Origin of the sequence: Hoeflea sp. YIM 152468 (assembly GCF_029210485.1) — a bacterium.
In the GTDB taxonomy this organism is placed as follows: domain Bacteria; phylum Pseudomonadota; class Alphaproteobacteria; order Rhizobiales; family Rhizobiaceae; genus Hoeflea.
Map to the genome: position 1 here is coordinate 238,648 of NZ_JARGET010000021.1, position 22,187 is coordinate 260,834.

General features: G+C 58.4%; 27 protein-coding genes and 1 pseudogene. 22 read left to right on the forward strand and 6 right to left on the reverse strand.

The annotated features are described in order from the left end of the window. Window positions 1-5 precede the first annotated feature (5 nt). The 7 genes from PZ897_RS11680 (at window position 6) to PZ897_RS11710 (ending at window position 6,357) form a co-directional block, all read left to right on the forward strand. Entirely contained in the window at window positions 6-1,073 is a 1,068-nt protein-coding gene (locus PZ897_RS11680) for a chemotaxis response regulator protein-glutamate methylesterase (RefSeq protein WP_275752459.1), read from the forward strand. Next, window positions 1,073-1,462: a response regulator gene (locus PZ897_RS11685; protein WP_275752496.1), complete on the forward strand. Its 390-nt coding sequence runs from the start codon at window positions 1,073-1,075 to the stop codon at window positions 1,460-1,462. Before PZ897_RS11680 ends, PZ897_RS11685 begins: the two co-directional genes overlap by 1 nt. Further along, window positions 1,459-2,013 (forward strand): chemoreceptor glutamine deamidase CheD, encoded by a 555-nt coding sequence (gene cheD / locus PZ897_RS11690; protein WP_275752460.1) that lies wholly within the window; start codon window positions 1,459-1,461, stop codon window positions 2,011-2,013. Before PZ897_RS11685 ends, cheD begins: the two co-directional genes overlap by 4 nt. 14 nt (window positions 2,014-2,027) lie before the next feature. Beyond that, window positions 2,028-2,420, forward strand: coding sequence for a hypothetical protein (locus PZ897_RS11695; RefSeq protein ID WP_275752461.1), 393 nt, complete (start codon window positions 2,028-2,030; stop codon window positions 2,418-2,420). 106 nt (window positions 2,421-2,526) lie between these two features. After that, window positions 2,527-4,209, forward strand: coding sequence for a flagellar basal-body MS-ring/collar protein FliF (fliF, locus tag PZ897_RS11700; protein ID WP_275752462.1), 1,683 nt, complete (start codon window positions 2,527-2,529; stop codon window positions 4,207-4,209). Between the two features lie 728 nt (window positions 4,210-4,937). Then, on the forward strand, window positions 4,938-5,609 hold the full coding sequence (locus tag PZ897_RS11705) for a helix-turn-helix transcriptional regulator (RefSeq protein ID WP_275752463.1): 672 nt from the start codon (window positions 4,938-4,940) through the stop codon (window positions 5,607-5,609). 16 nt (window positions 5,610-5,625) lie between these two features. Then, window positions 5,626-6,357 carry a helix-turn-helix transcriptional regulator gene (locus PZ897_RS11710; RefSeq protein ID WP_275752464.1) on the forward strand — a complete coding sequence of 244 codons (732 nt, stop codon included), beginning with the start codon at window positions 5,626-5,628 and terminating at the stop codon, window positions 6,355-6,357. Window positions 6,358-6,550: 193 nt separating this feature from the next. Here PZ897_RS11710 and PZ897_RS11715 read toward each other — a convergent pair whose 3' ends face one another. From PZ897_RS11715 to motA, 6 genes are read right to left on the reverse strand one after another with little or no spacing between them, the layout of a single operon-like run. Then, the gene (locus PZ897_RS11715; protein WP_275752465.1) at window positions 6,551-7,003 is read right to left on the reverse strand and encodes a hypothetical protein; all 453 of its coding nucleotides are present in this window, start codon (window positions 7,001-7,003) and stop codon (window positions 6,551-6,553) included. A gap of 2 nt (window positions 7,004-7,005) precedes the next feature. Continuing rightward, on the reverse strand, window positions 7,006-8,091 hold the full coding sequence (flhB, locus tag PZ897_RS11720; protein ID WP_275752466.1) for a flagellar biosynthesis protein FlhB: 1,086 nt from the start codon (window positions 8,089-8,091) through the stop codon (window positions 7,006-7,008). A 12-nt stretch (window positions 8,092-8,103) separates the two neighbouring features. Next, entirely contained in the window at window positions 8,104-9,150 is a 1,047-nt protein-coding gene (locus tag PZ897_RS11725) for a flagellar motor switch protein FliG (RefSeq protein WP_275752467.1), read from the reverse strand. Between the two features lies 1 nt (window position 9,151). Next, the gene (gene fliN / locus PZ897_RS11730) at window positions 9,152-9,874 is read right to left on the reverse strand and encodes a flagellar motor switch protein FliN (protein ID WP_275752468.1); all 723 of its coding nucleotides are present in this window, start codon (window positions 9,872-9,874) and stop codon (window positions 9,152-9,154) included. 59 nt (window positions 9,875-9,933) lie between these two features. Next, window positions 9,934-10,887, reverse strand: coding sequence for a FliM/FliN family flagellar motor switch protein (locus PZ897_RS11735; protein WP_275752469.1), 954 nt, complete (start codon window positions 10,885-10,887; stop codon window positions 9,934-9,936). A gap of 4 nt (window positions 10,888-10,891) precedes the next feature. Continuing rightward, window positions 10,892-11,767 (reverse strand): flagellar motor stator protein MotA, encoded by an 876-nt coding sequence (gene motA, locus PZ897_RS11740; RefSeq protein ID WP_275752470.1) that lies wholly within the window; start codon window positions 11,765-11,767, stop codon window positions 10,892-10,894. A 205-nt stretch (window positions 11,768-11,972) separates the two neighbouring features. Between motA and PZ897_RS11745 the strand changes: the two genes are divergently transcribed. The 15 genes and pseudogenes from PZ897_RS11745 to PZ897_RS11815 all read left to right on the forward strand — a co-directional run. After that, window positions 11,973-12,755 carry a DUF1217 domain-containing protein gene (locus PZ897_RS11745; protein ID WP_275752471.1) on the forward strand — a complete coding sequence of 261 codons (783 nt, stop codon included), beginning with the start codon at window positions 11,973-11,975 and terminating at the stop codon, window positions 12,753-12,755. Continuing rightward, window positions 12,755-13,480: a flagellar basal-body rod protein FlgF gene (gene flgF / locus PZ897_RS11750; protein WP_275752472.1), complete on the forward strand. Its 726-nt coding sequence runs from the start codon at window positions 12,755-12,757 to the stop codon at window positions 13,478-13,480. The genes PZ897_RS11745 and flgF overlap by 1 nt, the downstream gene beginning before the upstream one ends. 55 nt (window positions 13,481-13,535) lie before the next feature. After that, window positions 13,536-14,915 carry a flagellar protein export ATPase FliI gene (fliI, locus tag PZ897_RS11755; RefSeq protein ID WP_275752473.1) on the forward strand — a complete coding sequence of 460 codons (1,380 nt, stop codon included), beginning with the start codon at window positions 13,536-13,538 and terminating at the stop codon, window positions 14,913-14,915. An 83-nt stretch (window positions 14,916-14,998) separates the two neighbouring features. Continuing rightward, window positions 14,999-15,493 (forward strand): flagellar protein, encoded by a 495-nt coding sequence (locus tag PZ897_RS11760; RefSeq protein WP_275752497.1) that lies wholly within the window; start codon window positions 14,999-15,001, stop codon window positions 15,491-15,493. 225 nt (window positions 15,494-15,718) lie between these two features. Beyond that, on the forward strand, window positions 15,719-16,096 hold the full coding sequence (flgB, locus tag PZ897_RS11765; RefSeq protein ID WP_275752474.1) for a flagellar basal body rod protein FlgB: 378 nt from the start codon (window positions 15,719-15,721) through the stop codon (window positions 16,094-16,096). Between the two features lie 2 nt (window positions 16,097-16,098). Further along, a complete protein-coding gene (flgC, locus tag PZ897_RS11770; protein WP_275752475.1) occupies window positions 16,099-16,521 on the forward strand; it encodes a flagellar basal body rod protein FlgC in 423 nt (140 codons plus the stop codon). Then, window positions 16,518-16,853, forward strand: a complete 336-nt coding sequence (locus PZ897_RS11775) for a flagellar hook-basal body complex protein FliE (protein WP_275752476.1) — start codon at window positions 16,518-16,520, stop codon at window positions 16,851-16,853. The genes flgC and PZ897_RS11775 overlap by 4 nt, the downstream gene beginning before the upstream one ends. 10 nt (window positions 16,854-16,863) lie before the next feature. Beyond that, complete coding sequence (flgG, locus tag PZ897_RS11780) at window positions 16,864-17,652, forward strand: flagellar basal-body rod protein FlgG (RefSeq protein ID WP_275752477.1); 789 nt, start codon at window positions 16,864-16,866, stop codon at window positions 17,650-17,652. A 17-nt stretch (window positions 17,653-17,669) separates the two neighbouring features. Next, window positions 17,670-18,152 carry a flagellar basal body P-ring formation chaperone FlgA gene (gene flgA / locus PZ897_RS11785; RefSeq protein WP_275752478.1) on the forward strand — a complete coding sequence of 161 codons (483 nt, stop codon included), beginning with the start codon at window positions 17,670-17,672 and terminating at the stop codon, window positions 18,150-18,152. Further along, a complete protein-coding gene (locus tag PZ897_RS11790) occupies window positions 18,149-19,330 on the forward strand; it encodes a flagellar basal body P-ring protein FlgI (protein ID WP_343217457.1) in 1,182 nt (393 codons plus the stop codon). The genes flgA and PZ897_RS11790 overlap by 4 nt, the downstream gene beginning before the upstream one ends. Beyond that, window positions 19,327-19,854: a MotE family protein gene (locus tag PZ897_RS11795; RefSeq protein ID WP_275752479.1), complete on the forward strand. Its 528-nt coding sequence runs from the start codon at window positions 19,327-19,329 to the stop codon at window positions 19,852-19,854. Before PZ897_RS11790 ends, PZ897_RS11795 begins: the two co-directional genes overlap by 4 nt. After that, the gene (gene flgH, locus PZ897_RS11800; protein ID WP_275752480.1) at window positions 19,851-20,555 is read left to right on the forward strand and encodes a flagellar basal body L-ring protein FlgH; all 705 of its coding nucleotides are present in this window, start codon (window positions 19,851-19,853) and stop codon (window positions 20,553-20,555) included. The genes PZ897_RS11795 and flgH overlap by 4 nt, the downstream gene beginning before the upstream one ends. 11 nt (window positions 20,556-20,566) lie before the next feature. Next, window positions 20,567-21,064 carry a flagellar basal body-associated FliL family protein gene (locus PZ897_RS11805; protein ID WP_275752481.1) on the forward strand — a complete coding sequence of 166 codons (498 nt, stop codon included), beginning with the start codon at window positions 20,567-20,569 and terminating at the stop codon, window positions 21,062-21,064. Then, window positions 21,061-21,798: a flagellar type III secretion system pore protein FliP gene (gene fliP, locus PZ897_RS11810; protein ID WP_275752482.1), complete on the forward strand. Its 738-nt coding sequence runs from the start codon at window positions 21,061-21,063 to the stop codon at window positions 21,796-21,798. Before PZ897_RS11805 ends, fliP begins: the two co-directional genes overlap by 4 nt. A gap of 223 nt (window positions 21,799-22,021) precedes the next feature. Next, window positions 22,022-22,187 (forward strand): annotated as a pseudogene (locus PZ897_RS11815) (flagellin); the annotation flags it as partial.

Sequence of the window (22,187 nt, forward strand, 5' to 3'; positions counted from 1 at the left end):
CAGTCATGACACAACGTGCACGGGTCCTTGTTGTTGATGATTCCGCCACCATGCGTGGCTTGATCAGGGCGGTGCTGCGCAGCGATGCGGGCATCGAAGTTGTCGGCGAGGCCGCCGACGCGATGGAAGCCCGCGCCGCAATCAAGCAGCTCAATCCCGATGTCATCACCCTTGACGTCGAAATGCCAAACATGAATGGCATCGAGTTTCTCGACAAGATCATGAAACTTCGGCCAATGCCGGTCATCATGGTCTCGACCCTTACCCAACGTGGCGCCGATGCATCGCTGGCGGCCTTGGAAATCGGTGCTTTCGATTGCGTCGGCAAGCCGCTGCCGGGTGATCCGTCGCCATTCGCCGGTCTGGCTGAAACGGTCAAGGCTGCGGCGCGGTCGCAGCGCCATCTGCCAGATCCCGTGAGTGCGGGAACGACAGTCACCGCAGCGCCGGCCTATTCGGCTGCCGGCGATTATCAGCCTGCCCGCAAGATTATCGCCATTGGAGCGTCCACAGGCGGAGTTGAGGCGCTGATCGCGGTTCTGACGAAGTTTCCGGCCAATTGTCCGCCAACGATCATTACCCAGCATATGCCGGCGACATTCACCAAGAGCTTTGCAGAACGGCTCAACCGGCTTTGCGTTCCGCAGGTCAAGGAAGCCGAGGATGGCGACCGGCTGGAAATTGGCCGGGTCTACCTTGCGCCTGGGGGGGATCGGCATATGGAGGTTTCCAACCCGAATGCGCCAAGATGCACCCTGCTCGAGGGGTGCCCGGTAAACGGTCATCGACCTTCCGTCGATGTGATGTTTGACTCCGTCACCAGAATTGCCGGACGCAAAGCCGTCGGCATTATCCTGACCGGTATGGGGCGAGATGGTGCTGCGGGCCTGCTCGGAATGCGCAAGGCCGGCGCCTTTACAATCGGTCAGAACGAAAAGACCTGCGTTGTCTATGGCATGCCGCGGGTGGCAAAGGAAATCGGTGCTGTCGAGTGTGAACTTCCGCTCAATCTGATCGGCGAAGAAATCCTTAAAACAACTACAATAACGTCTCGCAAAGATAGGGTCGCATGATGTCAATTGCACAGAAAATCAAGGTTCTCATCGTTGATGACCAGGTGACCAGCCGGCTTCTTCTCGGCGATGCGCTCCAGCAACTCGGTTTCACGCAGATTACCGTGGCCGGTGACGGAGAGCAGGGCGCCAAGATCATGAGCCAGCAACCGCACCACCTCGTCATCTCGGATTTCAACATGCCGAAAATGGACGGACTGGGGCTGCTTCAGGCGGTCCGCTCCAACCCGGCGACCAAACGCGCGGCATTCATCATGCTGACTGCCCAGGGCGACCGGGCATTGGTGCAAAAAGCTGCGGCCCTGGGCGCAAACAACGTTCTTGCCAAACCCTTCACCATTGAAAAGATGAAGGCGGCGATCGAAGCTGTGTTTGGGGCGCTCAAGTGACGATTGATGCCTCGTTTCGCCGGGTCCATGTCATCCAGGGCGAATTCAAAGTCTCGGATGATCCGGATGTGGTTCTTTCAACCATACTGGGATCGTGTGTCGCTGCATGCATGCGCGATCCGGTAGCCGGCGTCGGCGGCATGAATCATTTCCTGCTTCCGGGCGAGGCCAATGGTTCTGGCGGCGAAGCAACCCGGTATGGTGTGCACTTGATGGAATTGCTGATCAACGGCTTGTTGAAGAAAGGTGCCCGGCGCGACCGTCTCGAAGCCAAGATCATTGGCGGAGCCAAGACCATCGCCGGTTTTTCCAATGTCGGCGAAAAGAATGCTGAATTCGCGGAGCAATTTCTCAGTGACGAAGGCATTCGCATCGTCGGCAAAAACACTGGCGGTGATGTCGGCCGGAAACTGGAATATTTTCCGGTCAGTGGCCGTGCGCGTCAATATCCGCTGTCCGGCAACGAACTGCAGAAGACAGTGGCGCTCGAGACTGCGCCTGCCAGAATTGTTGTACCAAAGCCGGCGGACACGTCGATCGAGTTCTTTTGAGGAGTACCGGCACGATGACAAAAATGCCTACCGAAACCGGCTCCGATGTGCATGAACCATTGCGCGAAGTGATAGCCCGCATCAGCTCGGAACTCGTCGATGTCGCACAATTGATCGAGCGGCTCGAGCCGCTCCTGTCCAACGACCGATCGACTGAGTTCCTCGCTTCGCCCGATCACATGCGGGTCATGCAGGGCATTGACCTTGCGGTTCAAAAGACCCAGGGATTGGCGGTTTTTCTCAATCAGATCGGCGAACGGGTCGAGCCTGAGCACGTCATCGACATCACCACGGCGCTCAACCTGATAACTTTGGACGATATGAAGCGCCGTTTGAAGGCGTCTCTTCACGCCGAGCCTTCTGCAGAGATTTACCAGAAAGCGTCTGGCGACCTCGAATTCTTCTGACCGGTCGGGCTCATTCGGCTTCAGACCACCTTCGCGCAAGTTTCGCTTCCTAGGGTGCCCTCACCGGTCATCCTGGCCGGCAATTTTTATTGAGCGCGGATACAGAATGAGTCTGTTGAACCAGCTGTCACACATCTCCAAGAATCTGGCCGGACTCGGTCAGGCAAGGCTATTGGCCCTTGGCGTTGTCGGTGCACTTTCCATCTTGCTGATCATCGGATCTGCAATTTTTCTCAACAAACCAACGCAAGAGACGCTGTATATCGGTCTCTCGGGTGAAGATATTAACCAGATCAGTCTGGTGCTGGCTGAAGCCAATATCAATTTTGCCACTGGATCGGATGGGTCGTCGATACTGGTGCCCGCCGGCATGACCAACCGCGCGAGAATGCTGCTCGCCGAGCGTGGCCTTCCATCGTCAAACAACGCCGGTTACGAATTGTTCGACAATGTCGGCTCGCTTGGGTTGACCAGCTTCATGCAGGAAGTGACCCGGGTCAGGGCACTTGAGGGCGAAATTGCCCGAACCGTCCAGTCCATCAACGGCATCTCCGCCGCCCGTGTCCACATCGTGATGCCTGATCGCGGAAACTTCCGGCGAGGAGACCAGAAGCCGTCAGCCTCCGTGATGGTCCGCGCCGCCAGCAATATGGCCAACCGCACTGCGGATTCGATCCGCCATCTGGTTGCTTCCTCGGTGCCGGGCCTGACTGTGGATGAAGTCACCGTGCTTGATGCGACGGGTCAGCTTCTCGCTGCCGGGGACGATTTCTCCAACTCGAACATCAACCGCTCGATGTCGATTGTTCAATTGGTTCAGACCGAGGTCGAAACCAACATTGAAAAGGCGCTCTCGCCGTTCCTCGGGGTCGAGAACTTCAGAGCCAGCGTCAACGCCCAGGTCAACACCGACAGCCAGCAGATCCAGGAAACCGTTTATGATCCCGAATCGCGTGTGGAGCGCTCGATCCGGGTTACACGGGAAAACCAGACTTCGAGTCAGTCGGCTAGCGGAACACCTGCCACCGTTGAACAAAACATTCCGGATCAGGGTCCCGCCGCCACCGATGCAACCGGTCCGAAATCCAGTGAGTTGGCAGAGCGGAAAGAAGAGCAGACCAATTTCGAGATCAACTCCAAGACCGTGTCGACGGTGCGCAACAGCTACTCCGTTGAGGCCCTGTCGATAGCGGTTGTGGTCAACAAGTCCCGCATAGATGCCATGCTGGGCGGCGAGCCCACGCCGGAACAAATCGCAACCTACCTGGCGGAGCTTGAACAGGTTGTGGCCAGCGCTGCCGGTCTCGATATCGAACGCGGCGATCGCGCCACAGTCACCTTTATGGAATTCCTGGACAGTGAACTCCTGACAGCCGACGCGGCACAGCCGGGCTTTGTCGATGCTTTGCGAACCCAGCTCGGCACAATCATCAATGCGATCGCCTTCATCACGGTTGCGGTGCTGCTGATTATGTTTGGCTTCCGCCCGCTGCTGCGCGGGGCCACAGGGGCGGGCAGTCAGGCTGAAGAGGCGCTCGACAACGACGAGCTGGAGCTGCCTGACTTCTCGCCGGGTGCCATGGCCGGCGCCGGCATCCCGATGGAGGGCTTCGGCGCGGACTTCGGATTTGGCGAGGAAAGCGAATCTGAACTCGAACTTGAGGACAGCGGTTCCTTCAACCGCCGCGTCAAGGAAGGGCCGGAGCGGCGTCTTGCCCGCATGGTCGAGATCAACGAAGAGCGTGCCGCCAAGATTCTGAGAAGCTGGGCATCCAGCGAAGCAGCTTGACCGGCTTGATCAAGGCCTGATGAGCTCGATGAGAGTAAGCTGATACAACGCCGCCTATCCTTCTGGTTGGGCGGCGTTGTGGTCATGTATTGACCACCGTGGCTGTCGGCACCAAGGCCGGGCAGATTGCCAGGACAGCGTGAGGCTGCAGGCGCAGCTATCCCCTGAACAACGGATATCTCTGGTCTTCTCCTGTGCAATCCCGGCCCGTATCTCAAATATTCCCATTATAGATTCGAGCCTGCCGCCATGCTGGGCCGGCGGCGCAGTCGAACCCGCAGGCTCATCTATGCAAAGCGGAAGAGACATCTGTTTGTCGGTGAAACTAATTGCGCCAGTCTGGCAGGTAATTCTGTCGCTCATCCGCAATTTACGATTAAATAAAGCAAAAATGACCGATTTAATCGTGGTTGCCTTAAAAGGAGCAAGGTTAAGGTGGCATGCAGGAACTTGAACAAACTGCCTTAGCTTGGCAGCAGTGTGAAACAAAAGTGGTCCTGTCCAGCCCCCGAATATGGCTATGTTTTTTTACGGTCATGTCCTGCACACTGTAAGAGCCGGTCTGATGATTCGTCGGCCCGCAGTGTGCTCCGGGGGTAACGCGTTGGCGGCATGGGTATCAGGGCCGGGCAGCACGTCTGGCATGTGAATGCCGATACGCCGTGGGGCCATGTGGTGAATGAGAGTGCGTGAACTGTTGCGTGCTGAACATGAGGGAAGGGGGTCGGATGATCGCGCGCGGGGCGTTTATCCATGATCTGGAATCCAAGCGGAACAGTCGAGACCTGTCTGGTGGAATGGAGCTTGTGACGGCCTATGCCGGAGCGCGATGCTATCTCCTGGCTCGGACGGATCTGTATTCAGACAGAAATCATGATTTCATAATGACGTCGGACTGGCCATTCAATCTGGTCCGTAGCTTCGGCGTCTCGCTAGTCGATTTACAGGCACGCACAAGCGAAGTTCGTCGATGCCTGCAGGCTTTTGAACCGGCATTCCAGGAAATCGATCCTGTACTGGATGTGTCAGGTGAATTCTCCCGCAGGGTTTGCGTGATCCCGTACAATGCCGGCCAGGCGCGCTTGTTGCTGGCATTTCTGTTTGGCAATGATGCATCCTTGTCGCATGATCGCTTGCGGGATGTGGCGTTGGCTGCCGCCTACCACACCTCCCATTTTCCCGAAATCGTCTCCGACAATTGTGCCCTTTCAGATTTGACCGTTCGCGAAGTCGAGTGTCTGTCCTGGATCGGTGAGGGAAAAACCAGTGATGAAATCGCCTTGATCATCGGGATCTCCCGCAATACCGTCAACAACTACATCACCAGCATCATGAACAAGACCGGAGCAAAAACCCGTTCCGAAGCAGTCGCGTTCGCTGTCCGGCAAAGAATTATCTGACAGAAGGACCATCTTGATGGAATTCGAAACAGCTCAGTATGCCCAGGATCGCGGCCGGGACGTCTTGCAGGAAGCGAATGCTGGCATGGCGGGATCGACCGCCGATCTGTTCCCCAGGCTCGTGACGATGCAAAGGCAGTGTGGCAGCAGGATCTTTGCGCTGTTGGTCGCGGAAGCCCATACCTTGCTCAAGCCTGGCAAACTGGTCTGTGCGATCCAAAGTCCGGGAAGCCAGGACGCCGTCGCCGAGTTTGTCAGCGCTCAGGCGGGCTTTCTGCTGCACCATCTCGATGCCTCGCCATGCCCGTTGATTTTCACCCCGGACAGCACTCCCGTCGGGGAAACTTCCCCCGCCGTTGTGGTCAGCACGGAAACCGTGGCTGCCAAGACAATAGCGTTTCCGGTTCAACTTGGCGCGATGGGTAACGGCTTTGTGGTGTTCTTCGATGTCCACGCTGGCCTGAGCAACGACCTGCTCATTGACCTTCACCGGAAATCTCTGTCGGTGATGCGCGAAAAGCTGCGGCTTGCGTTCGGATTGGCCTCCGGTTCCGAGAACCTCAATGATCGGGAAATAGAATGCTTGCAACAGGTCGGCAATGGAATGAAAAGTGAAGCAATTGGTGAACTGCTCAACTTGTCGGTCCATACGGTCAACGCCTATCTGGGCTCGGCAACCACCAAACTGAACGCAGTCAACCGCATTCAGGCAATTGCCAAGGCCATCCGTTTGGGCATTATCGCCTGAGCCAGCTTTGCTGGCGTGGACGCCTGGCAGGCATTGGCCCGCGTCACCTTGGCGCCAGATCGACGGCTTTGCAGCCGCCTGGCCTTGAGCCGTCTTTGATTGAGCCCGTCTTGGATGCATGTAGGCTGATGTGCAGCGCCGCAGTCATCGCCTGACGCTGTGGCCGGAACCATCGGGAAAACATGGATTTCGGTCAGGCGACACGGCGGCTGATCTGCATGGCCGGGACAAATGGCCGAAAAGCTGCGGCGCGAAGGCTTTCTTCGAGCAAGGCTGTGGCATCATCCTGGCTGTCCGGGGTCTCGTCAAATGCAATGTGGTTGATGTCAATGCCGCCGCAATCCTGCTCAAGCATGAGCCGAGCGTAGATTGTCACATTCTTCGGCCGGATCACAAGGTCGAGCGTAACGCGCGGCGGCCCGCCCCAATCCAGACAGAAATCACCGCCGATGCCAAGCTTGATCGTGCCGGGCAGAAAATACATTTCGGCTGCGGACGCAACCAGATCCGCCAGATCGGCATACCGCTCGAACCGCAGCATCGAGATCAGGTCCGCGACATCGATGAGACGAAGCTCACTTGCCACCGTCCAGATGGCGTCGGCAACTATTCTTTCCTGTTCGGCGGAGAATGGATGTTGCTTCATGATCATACGCCCGGTGTCTTGGAATGGGATCTGGTCGAATAAATACGGTGTACCAGTTCGGCCACCGCCTTGTAGAACTCCGCTGGAATGAAATTATTCACTGAAACTTGTGCAAAGATGGAGCGGGCCAAGGGGGGGTCTTCGAAAACAGGAATACCGTGAGCTTCCGCGATTTCCCTGATCTTCAAGGCAATCAGGTCCTGACCCTTGGCGATTACGATCGGGGCGCCGCCCTCTTCACGCACATAGCGCAAGGCAACCGCAAAGTGGGTCGGGTTGGCGATAATCAGGGTTGCGCGCGGCACGTCGGCGATCATCCGGCGGCGGGCCCGGTCCCGCGCCAGCGATCTCTGCCGCGCTTTCAGGATAGGATCGCCGTCCGACTGCTTCATCTCATCCTTGATATCCTGCTTGCTCATTTTCAGGTCTTGGTGCCAGCTGTAGCGTGTCCACAACACGTCCAGCACAGCCAGTGTTGCGGTGAATATCAACACCACCACAATCACCTTGCCGGCCATCCGAGCCATATCGGGCGCGATCAGTATGGGGTCCATGAACATGAAATCCAGCGAGTGGAAATACTCGGACTGCATGACGGTCGCAACGACGATGGAGACAAATACGATCTTGGTGATGTTCTTGGCGAATTCAACAAAGCCCTTGGCGCCGTAGATACGCCCGAAACCCTTGATCGGGGAGATCCGTTCAAGCTTGGGCTGGATCCTGTTGAGCACCAGGCTGGGCATGTTTTGCAGCACCGACGCCGCCAGTCCGAAGCCCATCAACAGAGCGAAAGCCGGAAGAAGGACTCCGCCGGCTTCAAAAAACAGCAATCTGAACAAGGCGATCGCGTCACCGCCATTATTAAGCCGCCAGCCGTCCGACTGTTCAAACAGATCACGTAGGGTTTCAGAGAGCCGGCCGGCGCTGTTGGGCAGAAAGAATACAAGAAACACCAGCATGCCGAGGGTCGAGGCAAAGATCGGCACCTCGCGGCTGAAAGGCACATTGCCCTTGTCGACCGCGTCGCGGACCTTTTTTTCCGTAGGATCCTCTGTTTTGCTGTCCTTGTCTTCGCCTTCCGCCATGTCAGCTCAGGCTCATGCCGCTTCAGCTTCGGCGGGTGCGTCTTCACGCAGCGTCAACTGGTCGAGACCGGCAAGCCGAATGGCTTCCTGGGCAATGGTGCGTCGGGCAACCGCAATTTCGCGCGTGCTGACATTGCCAACCCCTGCGGCGAGATCGGATTCAATCATCCGGCGCTGGCGCGCGCCAATCGAGGACAGCACGGCCTCGCACAATGTCGGCTCCGCGCCGCGCAGGGCGATGGTGATGATATCACCGGAGATGTCGTTGAAGAGGGTAACCCGGCTGCGCTGCGGCATGTGCAGGATGTCGTCAAACAGGAAGATTCGAGGACGAACCTTGTCCACGGCGGACTTGGACACCGTCTCGAGCGCTCCAAGCAGCGATTCAACATCGGGCTTGGACAATTCGTTCATGATCTCGGCGACCTTGACCGAACCGGCACTGGCTCGTTCAGCTTCAATGCCTGCGACCAGATCCCTGACCCGCGCCTCGATGATATCGGCAGCCCGCGGGTTGACGTTCTTCAGATCCACGGCACGGCGAACGATGTCGGTCCGGATTTTCTCGGGAAGCCTCATCAAGGTTCTGCCGGCAAAAGCAGTCGGCAACATTGAAACGATATAGGCGGCCGTCTGTGGATGCTCACTCTGCAAGAACTGGCCTACGCGCTCGGGATCCGAGTCCTGCAGCTTGTCCCAAATCGAACTTTCATAGGCGGCAAACTGGGTCCGGCGTCCAAGCAGACCGTCGACTTCATCCGGGGTCAGGCCCTCTTCGAGAATGCCTTCCATCGCCTTGGCATTGTCCATCAGACCGGCGCCTTCGCTGAACAGGTCCTCGAATTCATTGACCAGTTCAATCAGCTCCTGTGGCTTGATGGTGCGCAGGTTTTGGGCGTTCTTGATGACTTCCTGCAACTCTTCATATTCGAAGAACTTGAGAAGTTTGCCGGCCACCGGTTTGCCCATGGCCAGCAGAACGGCTGCTGCCTTTTCAGAGGGTGTCAGGACAGTACCGACTTCCGTACTCCCGGGACTGAACTCATTATAGTCTGTCATATCAACTGGACTTCTTCTGCGGTTCGCCAATAACTTCAATGATTTTTACGGCAAATTTGGTGTCGTCTGTTTCCAAAACAGTGATCTCGCCACGTCCGATCAGCTTGCCGTTGACCATGATCTCGACAGGTTCGCCGATTTTCCGGTCCAGCGCGATGGTCGCGCCTTCGGAAAGATTCATCAGCGATGACACCGCCATGCGGCTCGAGCCGAGGATGATCTGGACATCGATCGGAATGCCAAGCACCAGGTCCGCACGGCTGTTTGCGCCGCTGGCGCCAAGCTTGACGCCTGAGGATGCTGCCGGGTTGGCGCCAAAGTCTTCCACCATGGAGCCGCCAAACCCGCCGCCGCCCTGGGCGCCGCCGCCCTGGGCGCCGCTGTCGGGGCCGTCGAGGTCCGGTGCGCCGCTAAAGTCGCCGCCGAAATCCATGCCGTCCAGGCCGGGTGCGGCAAAGTCATCGGCGCCAGCATTTGGCGCATCGCCTATGTTGAACGGGTCGTCGGCTGCTGTGGACGCATCATCAGTCTCGAAGTCTGCGCCAAAATCGGAACCCAAGGCTGCTGCGCCACCCATACTATCCACGCTTTCTTCAGTGAGAACCGGCTCCTCGCCGGCATCTTTCTTCAATACGCCGCGAAGGTCACCGACGGCTCCGTCGATTGCGCCGTCTTCCTGCGCCACCGGATCTGTTTCGCCATCAAGTGCATTTTCGCCAGCCATGAACCCTTATCCCGTTTTAAGCTTGCCCGGAGCCTGCCATGCGGCTTGCGAGCTTATTCCTATTTGAAATCAGTTTTCCAGTTTTCATCAGGGCCTGCCTGACCTTCGATCTTGACCATGTAGCGCGAGCCTGCCCGGCCGAGTGCACAGGTGTAAAGCGGCTGGCCATTTGCGCTAAGGGTAACTTGAATGTCGCCATTGTGCGCAAATGCAATCAGATCGCCGGACTGCAACCTGCTGATCTCGCCCAGCGCCATCGGCTGCAGCGCGACGGACGCCTGCAGGCTGATCTGCGATTTCGAAACCCGATCACTCAGCCGCTCCGACCAGTCGCCTCCTGCCCCGTCCGCCTTTTTATCCAGCCTGGTGGGGTTGAGTTTGGTCTTGAGCAGGATTGCCTGGGGCAGAATAAGGGTCAATGGCGCTGTAACTGCGCCGAATTCGATATCAAGCGTCAATGCCACCGCATGGAAATTCGCAATAGGGTCATCCTCCTCATCCGGGTAATCCAGTTGAGGATTCCTGGCGCTCGCCTTGGTGTCTGGTTTGGCCGACACCAGCCCGCGCAGGCTGTCGTTGAGCTGTTCAAACACCACCAGCGACATATCAAGTTCGATACCTGATAACGGCCGGGCGGCGATGTCGAGTTGATCGGGATCGGAACCGCCGAGCAGGCATTCGACCATGCCGATAATCAGCTTGGTTCCGCACAGGCTGGAAATGTCCCTGGACCAGTTGGCGATGCTCGCTTCGCAGTACACTGTGTCGCCGCTCAATTCCTCCAGCAAGTCCCTTCGCCGTCCCTGGCGAATGGCGCCTGGCCGGGCATCCAGCGAGATCCCGGTTGCGGTGTGAAAAGCTGCCGAAAGCAGCGGACCGAGCGCAGCAAGCAGGGGCTGGCTTCTCGATTCGATATCCTGCCCGTAGCCCTTCGCGCCGATCATCCGGTCGAGAAGGTCCGGATCAAACCCGTTGGAGCCTGCGGTAAGCTGGTTTTCCGTTGCCAGGGTCATCAGATCAGGCCGCCTTCACTTCGCCGCCGCCGGGATTCATCATCTCCTGCTCGACGGCGTCAATCGATGGGCGCTCATAGGATGAAATGGTCTTGCGGCCATGCTCGAGCGCCACTTGCGGAACCGAGCCGTTCATGTAGGCCAACAGTGTCTGCTTGACGATTGTGTAGAGCCGGTTCTGCTTGGTCCGGACAATTTTGATGTTCGTGGCGATCGGGCTGAAGATGCAATAGGACAAAAAGATCCCGAGCATGGTTCCGACCAGCGCAGCGCCGATCAGTCCGCCCAGCACGGCTGGCGATTCATTGATCGCGCCCATCGCCTTGATCACGCCCAGCACCGCAGCGATAATGCCGATGGCCGGGCAGGCGTCCGACATTGTGCTCATCGCATGATAAGGTTTCAGGCGGTCCTGCGCGATGGTCTGGATTTCCTCGTCCATCAAAGCTTCGATCTCATGCGGGCGGGCGTTGCCGATGATGATCAGGCGGACGTAGTCGCAGATGAACGAGGTCAGATCCTTGTTTTTCAACACGGTCGGCGCAGACTGGAACAGCTCCGATTCCTCGGGATTGTCAATGTGGCTTTCAATCTCGTTGCGGCTTTTTGTCCGCAGGTCGCGCATCAGCGAGTAGAGAATGCTGAGCGTGTCGAGGTATTCCCGCTCTTTGGGAACCTTGCCCTTGAAGGCCTCGCCCAACGCCTTCATCGTTTCCTTGATGGTCTTGACCGGGTTGGCCATGATGAACCCGCCAACCGCAGCACCGCCAATGATCAGAAGTTCGAACGGTTGGTTGAGCACCTCGATGTGTCCGCCCATGGCCATGAAGCCGCCGAGCACACAACCGAGTGTAATGACAAAACCAACAATAATATTCATAACGCCCCGCCGCGGAAATTGACCTGCACTACAGTCACTACGGTTTGAGCCTTGTGTGAAGCTGAATCTGGCTGCGTGATGAACGGCTTCCGGCCAATCTTCAGCTTCGCACAAGCAAGCTGACCTATTTCGGGACAAGCTTGTGGGAACTGTGCGGGTTTTGTGATCGCGCATTTTGCCCTGGTGGAGATGGAAGGGTAATCCGGTGACAACAACTTACACCAGTTACAATCTTATTGCTCGGGACTTGCCAAAGTCGATTGAGCGGGTGGCGGAACAGCCCCAGATTGCGCGAGAAAGTGAGTATTATCTTTCTCGTATTTCCGAGATCAAATCCATCGACGAATTCATGGCAGACACGCGCGTGTTCAACTACGCGATGAAGGCGCATGGTCTTGAGGACATGAATTACGCCAAGGCATTCATGCGAAAGGTTCTGACCGAAGGTGTCGACAAGGACGACGCCTTTGCCAACAAGCTGACCGATTCCAGATACAAGGAATTCGCCGAAACCTACAATTTTGCGGCGCACGGCGAGACCGCGACGATTTTTACCAAGGCACAGCAAGGCACCGTCGACAAGTATCTCCGGCTTTCGCTTGAAGAAGAAGCTGGCGAAGACAACACCGGCGTGCGTCTTGCACTCTACTTCGAGCGGACCGCGCCGACCATCGATTCGGTCTACAGCATTCTCGCCGACACGGCTCTTTACGATGTCGTGCGGACCGCTCTGGGCATTCCGGTCGAGTTGGCGGCGTCCGACATCGACAAACAGGCGGAAATGATCAAGTCGCGCCTTGATATCGAAGACTTCAAGGATCCGGAAAAGCTCAACACGTTCATGCAGCGGTTTGCAGCGCTCTGGGAACTCGACAATCCATCCTACGGCTCGTACGATTCCAGCCTGCTGCTCGGGTCATCCAGCGGTTTCGGCATCACTCCGGAGCTCATGCTCTCCATCAACAATCTCAAACTCGGAGGTCGCTGATGCAGAGTTCGCTTTACGTCGCCCTGTCATCCCAGATTGCGCTCGAGCGCCGGCTGACGACTTTGGCCGACAATGTCGCCAATTCAAACACCACGGGCTTTCGGGCCACGGAAGTCAAATTCAACGAGGTTATGGCCAACACCGGTGCCACCGACGTCTCTTTCGTTGATCAGGGGCAGGACTTTCTCAGCACGGCCAATGGCGGCCTCAGAGCCACCGGCAGCCAATTTGATTTCGCGCTGCGTGGCGACGCCTGGTTCATGATCGAAACCCCGACCGGCAACATGCTGACCCGCGACGGCCGGTTTACACTCACCGACGCCGGCCAGCTGGTCAATATCAATGGTCATCCGGTTCTTGATCCCGGTGAAGCGCCGATTCAGCTCGACCCGGAAGCCGGCCCGCCCAAGGCCGGACGGGACGGTACACTGACCCAGAATGGCTTCCAGCTTGGCGCCATTGGATTGTTTGAGGCCGACCTGTCGCAGGGGTACCATCGCAAGGCGTCACTGGGCATTGTTCCGGTGGTGGCGCCCGTGCCTTTGCTTGATGCCGGTGGCGCAGGTCTTGTGCAGGGTTACGTGGAAAACTCCAACGTTAATCCGGTCGCGGAGATGAGCCGCCTGATCACGATCTCGCGCGCTTTTGAAAATGCCTCGGCGATGATGAAGGCGACCGAGGACACCTTCAAGGAAGCCATCCGAACGCTGGGCAGCGGCAGATGATCAGCAGGCCATCTGATTTGCCAACGGCGTGTGGCGCTGCCGCCGAGCGGGCGTCATGAGTGGACGCTCCGGTCTGGCCGCCCTGGCCCAGAGTGTTCGGACATTCTCCAGTCCGGAGAATGCCTGCGACATCTCAGGCACGGTGATCTCTGTTGCACCGGGCCGGTGCGTCATCTCGGGATTGTCGCGGCATGTCAGGATTGGCGATTTCCTGGCGTTCCGCCAGGCCGATGGCGACAAGCTGGCTGAAGTGGTCAGTCTGGGGCCCGATGAACTGATTGCCTGTCCGGTCGACACGGCATCCCAGGCCAATATCGGCGAACGGATCTGGCGCCGCGGCCCGTTTCGAATCGCGCCCGACAAGAGCTGGTGCGGACGCACCATCAATGCACTTGGCGAACCCGTTGATGGTCTGGGAGCTTTGCCGAGCGGTCCGGTGGCCCGCCCCGTGACCGGAGCACCTCCCGCCTCGATGCTGCGGCAACGGGTGGACAAGCCGCTCAGAACCGGAATTCGGGTCGTTGATGTCTTCACGCCCCTGTGTCAGGGGCAGCGGCTCGGCGTCTTCGCCGGATCCGGTGTTGGCAAATCAACGCTGCTGTCGATGTTTGCCAAGGCCGCGGATTTCGATCGCGCCGTGGTGGCTCTGGTTGGCGAACGTGGCCGCGAAGTTCGCGAGTTCATCGAGGACACGCTTGGCCCCAACATGAAGAAGACCGTGGCGGTTGTCGCCACCAGCGACGAAAGCCCGATGCAGCGCAAGCTCGCGCCCTTGACCGCCATGGCCATTGCCGAGCACTTCCGTGATGCCGGTGAAAACGTGCTGCTGATCGTCGACAGCCTGACGCGGTTTGCGCATGCATTGCGCGAGATCGGCATGGCGGCTGGCGAACCGCCGGTCGCGCGCGGTTATCCGGCGTCGGTTTTTACCGCGTTGCCAGGTTTGCTCGAGCGGGCCGGGCCGGGGCCTGAAGGCGCGGGCGCGATCACCGCCATCGTCTCGATTCTGGTGGATGGCGACAATCACAATGATCCGGTTGCCGACTCCGCCCGCGGCATTCTTGACGGACATCTCGTGCTTGATCGCGCGCTTGCCGACGAAGGCCGGTATCCGCCGGTAAACCCGCTGACCTCGATCTCGCGTCTTGCCCGCAAGGCCTGGCGTGGGGACGAGGAAAAGCTGGTGATGCGCCTGAAAGCCCTGATCCATCGGTATGAGGAAACCCGCGACCTGCGGTTGATTGGCGGGTATCGCGCCGGATCCGATGCCGAACTTGAAATGGCCATCAAGCAAGCTCCGGTTATCTACGAGATGCTGCGCCAGTCACCCGAACAACCGCCCAGCACAGATGCATTTGCCGAACTGGCGGACGCGATGAAGGTCGCAGCCGGGCTGCCGGCTTCATCTTCCGCCAAGGAAAGGACGAGACAGTGACAGATGTCAGCGAGCCCGCCGTCGACGCCATCGAGAGCGAAGAAGAGACCCACGCTCCGGCACGCTCTCCTGGTCGCAAGCGTATGGGAGATCGCCTGTTGGCCGTGGCCGGGTTCGCTCTGGCGACCGCGGCGGCGTTTTTTCCATGGTATGTCTTTTTCAACCAGGAGAGTTTCGGCATTGCCCCCATGGGATATACGGAAACCAGGGATTTGCCCGAAATTCGCGGACGCTCCGTTGTCCAGGTATCGCCCCTTGCCATCCCGGATGAAGACGATGGGTCGGCGGAACCTTCGGCATTCGATCCGATTATCACGGCAACGGTATCAAATCTGGGGGATGAGCTCGATGGTGCGCCGCCGGCCACTCCGGCCATTGCCAATCAGCCTTTCCCTGGAAAGCCCAATTACAAGCTTTTGCACGTGGCCAATGGGCGCGCGCTTATCGAGGACAGGTCAGGCATGTATATTGTCCGCATTGGCTCGGTCCTGCCCGACAATTCGCGTCTCGCCACGCTTGAGAAACGCGATGGCCAATGGGTGATCATCACCTCCAATGGCGAAGTGATTCAACGCTAGCTCCGGCGCTGCGGTAACGGGCAGTCTTGAATCGGTTTGGCGAGCCCGGACCTGGCGTTCCATGCCCGGCTTGGGCCCCCCTGGTCTCTGGCGTCAGATCGGTGCTGCGCGAAAGATCTCCACACCGGCATCAGCGCGCCGGGTTCGAGGAATGTCGGCTGCCTCGTAAGGCACGCACAAGATTACTTGCCTAGTCTCTGAACTTGTTAAGGACAGGGATATGCCATGCAGCCGATTCAGCTTTTCGAACTGACGTCCAAGCAATCACATTGGCTTTCGGTGCGCCAGACGGTCGTCGCCGGCAACATTGCGAATGCGAACACGCCCGGCTACGCGGCGCGGGAAGTGGCGCCTTTTGACGCGGTTCTCGAGCAGACCGGTGTGCGCATGGCCGCGACCCATCCACGCCATATTCAGGAAGACTCATTGCGTAGCGCTGTCCGCACCCAAAACAGTAGTGACGTGGAAGTTCTGCCATCCGGCAACTCCGTCAATCTGCCTGAGGAAATGAGCAAGACCGGAGAAATCAAGCGAATGTACGAACTCAACACAGGCATGGTGAAAGCGTTTCACCGGATGATGCTCATGACTGTGAGGCGCTGACCATGGTTGATCCACTTTCACTGGCCTCCCGCATCGCTTCCTCCGGGCTGAATGTCCAGGAGACCCGCATGCGCATCCTGTCCGAAAACCTGGCCAATGCGCAGTCAACAGGGGATACACCCGGTTCGGACGCTTATCGGCGCAAGACAATCAGTTTTTCATGGGAGCTCGATCGCTCGGTTGGCGCGTCGCGCGCCGAGGTTTCCAGGATTGATGTCGATCCAAGCGAGTTCACCATAGAGTATGATCCGGGGAATCCAGCCGCGGACGACAAGGGCATGGTCAAGCTTCCCAACGTTAATGTGCTGGTCGAGCTGGCCGACATGCGCGAAGCCAATCGCTCGTATGAAGCCAATCTGCAAACCGTCAAGCAGACCCGCGAGCTGATCTCCATGACGATCGATCTACTGAGGGCCGGCCAATGATTAACATGATGGGCGGAGTTTCCGCACTGTCCGGCCTGTCCGGCTCACGCAGCGCTGACCTGGCCAGTGCAGCTGCCATGCCGCAGCTGCCGGGTGCCTCCGGAATGCCGGTGACAGCGTCCTTTGCCGAAACCATGAAGACCATGGGCGAGGACGCGGTCAACAATCTGCGGGTCGCTGAAGGTCAGTCCCTTGCAGCGGTACGCGGCGAAGTGCCGACGCGCGACGTCGTCGATGCCATCATGTCCGCCGAACAGACGTTGCAGACCGCTGTCGCGATCCGCGACAAGCTGGTCACCGCCTATCTCGAAATCGCACGTATGCAAATCTGAGGAACTCGCCATGAAGGCTTTGGCCATCGCAGCAACCGGCATGAATGCACAGCAGCTCAATCTTGAAGTCATCGCCAACAACGTGGCGAACATCAACACCACCGGCTTCAAACGCGCCCGCGCTGAATTTTCCGACCTGCTCTATCAGGTCGAGCGCAACTCCGGCGTCCCCAATGCTTCCAATCAGGCAATCGTTCCTGAGGGCGCGCATGTCGGTCTCGGCGTGCAGACCTCCGCAGTCCGCAATCTGCATATTCAGGGAAGCCTAGTCGGGACATCCAACAAGCTGGATCTGGCCCTGGTGGGGCGCGGCTGGTTCCAAATCGAAACCCCCGATGGCGACACCCAGTACACCAGAGCTGGTGCCTTCAACACCAATGCCGAAGGCCAGCTGGTCACCATTGATGGCTATGTCGTGGTGCCCGGTGTCACGTTCCCCGATGAAACCAGCGAAGTCGTGATCTCGCGCACAGGCCAGGTTTTTGCCCGGATTGGGGACGAAGTCGAACTGCAAGATTTGGGTCAGCTCACGCTCGCCAATTTCGTCAATGAAGCCGGTCTTGAGCCTTTGGGCGACAACCTCTTCCGCCAGACTGTGGCGTCCGGGCCGGCAATCGTTGGCGTGCCGGCTGATCCCGGTTTTGCTCACATTCAGCAAGGCTATCTGGAAGCTTCCAACGTCGACCCGGTCAAGGAAATCACCGATCTGATTTCGGCACAGCGCGCCTATGAAATGAATTCGAAGATCATCCAGGCCGCTGATGAAATGGCTTCTGTCGTTTCCAAAAACCTTAGGTAACAAAGGGTAGGGCAGACATGATGTTTCGCCATAGATTGCCTTTGCAGGGCTTTTCCGGTGCAGCCTTCGCAGCAATTCTGCTGTTCTGCCCCCTTGCGGCGGCACAGGCCGGGTCGAACACGGCGGTGGTGCCAGAGCGCACGATTTATCCCGGCGAAGAGCTTCACGAGGAACTCGTACGCGAAGTTGTGGTCACCAATCCGAACCTGCGCGCAGGCTATGCCGCTGTGACCAGCGAAGTCGTGGGCATGGTCACCACACGGACCCTGCTTCCCGGCCGCACCATTCCAGTCGGCGCGTTGCGTGAGGCCTGGACGGTTGTGCGCGGAAAATCGGTTCCGTTGGTCTTTAACCGTGGTGGCTTGACGATTACCGCGGTCGGCACCCCGCTGGAAAACGCCTCCATCGGCGATTTCATCCGGGTCCGCAACATTGAGACCGGTGTGATCATATCCGGTACCGTGATGGATGACGGCAGAATACAGGTGGCAGCGAAATGATTCGCAAACTCGCCAAAATTGTCGGCATCTGGATGGCCATGATCTGCCTGACCGGGTCCGAGCCCGGCCCTGGCTTCCATGAGGATTCCCAATCCGGGTCGGGGACCAGTCTCGGTTTCCTCCGGCCCGCAGGCGCGGCTTCACGCATCAAGGACATTGCCTCGTTGCAGGCCGGGCGCGACAACCAGTTGATCGGCTACGGGCTTGTTGTCGGTCTGCAGGGGACAGGCGACGGCCTGCGCAACTCCCCGTTCACCGAACAGTCGCTCCGCGCCATGCTGCAAAATCTGGGAATTTCCACGGAAGGCGGCAAATCCCGGTCGGCCAATGTCGCCGCTGTCATAGTCACCGCCAATCTGCCACCCTTTGCCAGTCTTGGTTCGCGCATCGACGTCACCGTGTCTTCGCTCGGCGACGCCACGTCCTTGCGCGGAGGCACCCTGGTGATGACGTCGATGTCCGGAGCCGATGGCCAGATTTATGCGGTCGCCCAGGGTTCGGTGATCGTTTCTGCGCTCGCCGCCCAGGGTGATGCGGCCACACTTCAACAAGGGACCGCCACAGCGGGGCGCCTACCCGGCGGGGCCATCATTGAACGCGAAATTCCGGCCAGGTTCAAACAGGTCGACGGCCTTGTCTACCAGCTTCGCAATCCCGACTTCACCACGGCCGTGGGCATGGCCGACGTGATCAACGCCTATTCCGAGGCGCGTTACGGGACGGCGATTGCCGAGGCCAGCGATTCCACCACGGTTGCCGTCCGCAAGCCGGCGAAAGCTGATCTTGCCCGGCTGACCGCCGAGCTGGAAGGGCTGATCGTGGAAACCGATGCGCCGGCCCGTGTTGTCGTCAACGAAAGAACCGGCACGATTGTGATCGGCAATGACGTCCGTGTGTCCAAGGTTGCGGTCAGTCATGGAACACTGACAGTCCAGATCAACGAGACGCCCACCGTCGTGCAGCCTTTGCCATTCTCCGATGGGGTCACGGCTGTGGAGCCGCTCACCGACATCACGGCGGGCGTGGAGGGCGGGCAGGTCGCCATCATTGATGGGCCCGACCTCAGGTCGCTGGTTGCCGGCCTCAATTCGATTGGGGTCAAGCCTGACGGTATCATCGCCATTCTGCAGGGCATCAAGTCCGCAGGCGCGCTGCAAGCGGAACTGGTGCTGCAATGACCCTCACACCACAGCCGGGACTCAACAGATGGTGGCGCGGCGGAGCCGTAACCGCCGTCCTCATGCTGGGCATGATTGCACCCGGCGCGTTTGCACAGCAAGCCGAGCCGGTGTCGCTGGACGACGAGATCCGCGCGTTTTGCGGGAACATTGCCGACGCCGCACGCGATCAGCGCTACCTGCTGCAAAAGCAAGAGCTCGAGCAGCTCCAGTCGGAGGTCGACGAACGCATGCGGCTGCTTGACGAGAGGTCTGTTGAGTACCGCGAGTGGTTGAAGAAACGCGAGGACTTCATGCTCGTCGCCGATACGCAACTCGTCGAGATCTACAAGAACATGCGGGCCGATGCCGCAGCCGGGCAGTTGGAAATCGTCAAGCCGGGGGTCGCGGCAGCGATCATCATGAAGCTCAGCCCGCGGCTTGCAAGCCAGATTCTCAATGAGATGGACACCAAGAAGGCTGCCACGCTCACCGGCATTATCGCCAGTGCGGCGGCACCCGACCAACCCAAGGATCCGTCATGATCAGGGCCTTAGCCTTTACCTTTGTCGCCCTCTCCCTGAGCGCTTGCAATTCACAAACCATCCGGGAAATCGGCCAGGCGCCATCAATGAGCCCGGTCGGTTCGGGTCTCGCTTACGGTGAAACCCCGCAGATGGCGGCTTACCCGAAACAACCGCCGCAACGATCGCGGAATTTCTCCCTCTGGGACGACCGCAGTTCGAAGCTGTTTCAGGATGCGCGCGCGATGAGCATCGGCGACATTCTCACCGTTGATCTTGCCATCAATGACAAGGCCACCTTTGACAATGCCACGGACCGGAGCCGCAAGAATTCGAGCGGCATGAACGCCGGGATCAACATACCAACGGTGGGCGCGGTGGGCGCGGGCGATCTTGAATTCGGCTCGAACACATCGACCAAGGGCACGGGCACGACCGCCCGCTCCGAGCAGCTCAGGCTGCGCGTTGCGGCTGTCGTCACCGGCATTTTGCAGAATGGCAATCTGGTGATCAGCGGCAGCCAGGAAGTGCGGGTCAACCATGAGCTGCGCATCCTCAATGTCGCCGGCATTGTTCGTCCGCTCGACGTCGACCACAACAACACGGTGGCCTATGACAAGATCGCTGAAGCACGCGTTTCCTACGGTGGTCGCGGACGGCTCACCGAGGTGCAGCAGCCACCGGTCGGCCAGCAGCTTGTCGACATCATTTCACCGATCTGATGGCGTGACCCATGGCTGACCAGGAAACAGAAGAAGACGGCAAAGCACCGAAGACGGGCCTTCTCATCACCGTCGCAATCGTGCTGGGTCTCAGTCTGATCGCCGCCGGCGGCGGCTGGATGGTCGGCGGCGTCATAGCCCCGCAGATGGATCAATCGGAAAGCGCCGCCGCAAAATCAGCCGGCGGGGACACCAAAAAACAAGAAGATGCGCAAGATAAGCCACGGCAAAACCTTGTTGCGCTTGAGCCGATCACCACAAACCTGTCATACCCCTCCGACAACTGGATTCGAATCGAAATGTCGCTCCTGTTCGAGGACCAGCCGGACAATGCGCTTGCCGACCGGATCCACCAGGATACCCTTGCCTATCTGCGCACCGTTTCGTTGCAGCAGATTGAGGGTCCGCGCGGGTTCCAGTATTTGCGTGACGATTTGCGTGAGCGCGTCAAATTGCGGTCGGAAGGCCGCGTCAACGACATCCTTCTGAGGACATTTGTGATCGAATGATTCGATTTATTTCAGCCTTTGCTGCCATGATGGCTCTTGCAACGGCGGCCCACGGCCAGATTCTTGATCCGGAAACCTTGCAGGCCCCGGTCGACGGCTCTGTTGCCAGTTGGATCATCCGGACCTTTGGCCTGCTGACTGTTCTGTCGGTGGCGCCGGGCATCCTCATCATGGTGACCAGCTTCCCGCGGTTCATCATCGCCTTCGCCATTTTGCGTGCTGGCATGGGATTGGCGACGACCCCGGCAAACATGATTCTGGTCAGCCTGTCCCTGTTCATGACATTTTATGTCATGGCGCCGACGTTTGATCAGGCGTGGGAGAAAGGTGTCAGTCCGCTTCTGGAGAACCAGATCAGCGAGCAGGAGGCGATCGCGCTGGTCTCCGATCCATTTCGTGAGTTCATGCTGGTCAACACCCGGCCGAAGGATCTGACGCTGTTCATAGATATTGCCGAGGAACGCAACCAGGCCACTCAATCGGAAGGCAAGATCGACATGCGGGTGCTGGTTCCCGCCTTCATGATTTCCGAGATCAGGCGTGGGTTCGAGATCGGTTTTCTTGTGGTGCTGCCGTTCCTGGTCATTGACCTGGTGGTGGCCACAATCACCATGTCCATGGGCATGATGATGCTGCCCCCCACCGCCATTTCGCTGCCCTTCAAGATCTTGTTCTTCGTTCTCGTGGACGGCTGGAACCTGCTTGTCGGCAGTCTGATCAGGTCCTTTGTCTAGCCCGTTATACAACTGTTAACTATATTGATTTTAAACGAAAAATCGGCTTTCTGTTAATCAATTTGAAAGCCGGAAAACGGATCATGCTGTCAACATGACGGGAAGGAACACCTCTGCCAAGTCAGAGGCGACCGACAGGCATGACGCCGAACCGCATGACCGGTAAATCCATAAGCCCGGTATGTCCCTCACTTGTATCTCGTAATTTATAAGGGACAACCCTATGACTAGCATCATGACTAACTCTGCAGCCATGGCTGCACTGCAGACCCTCCGTTCGATCAACAACGACATGGAAACCACACAGGGCCGCATCTCGTCCGGCCTCCGCGTCCAAACCGCTTCCGACAACGCCGCATACTGGTCAATCGCAACCACCATGCGGTCCG